The organism is Neisseria sp. P0021.S006, from assembly GCF_051956895.1.
In genome coordinates, this window is sequence record NZ_JBQCWZ010001156.1 from 1 (window position 1) to 477 (window position 477).

Here is a 477-nt window from a genome sequence, read left to right on the forward strand (position 1 = left end):
GTTTTGGCCAAAACCGAAGCGGCGGAGATTTCAATAATTTTGCTGTCGCCTTTGACCACGGCCTCTGCAGGGACATTCAAATCTTTCGGCACACGGTTGCCGTCTATCCATACTTTGTCAGGCACGACCGACAACCCCTCGACTGCGCGCTTCATCGCGGCCATGGTTGCGTGCAGGATGTTCAGTTGCAGGATTTCGTCGGGATCGGCAAAGGCAATGCTCCATGCAACCGCCTGTTCCTTAATCATCTGCGCCAACATATCGCGCTTTTTTTCGCTCAGTTTTTTTGAGTCGGTCAAACCCGGCAGGTCAAAATGTTCCGGCAAAATCACTGCCGCCGCAAATACGCTGCCGACCAAAGGGCCGCGCCCCGCTTCGTCCACGCCTGCGCTTAAAACCGTCGCCATTTCTTCACCGCCTGTCTGATTCAAAGCCGCCATTATATCCGCTTGCGGCAGATAAAATCCGCAATAGGAC

General features: G+C 53.9%; 1 protein-coding gene. It reads right to left on the reverse strand.

Features of this window, described 5'->3' with window-relative positions; genetic code table 11:
* On the reverse strand, positions 1-407 hold a 407-nt coding region (locus ACTHUM_RS19230; protein WP_440403885.1), incomplete at its 3' end, for a ribonuclease HII.
* Between the last annotated feature and the right edge of the window lie 70 nt (positions 408-477).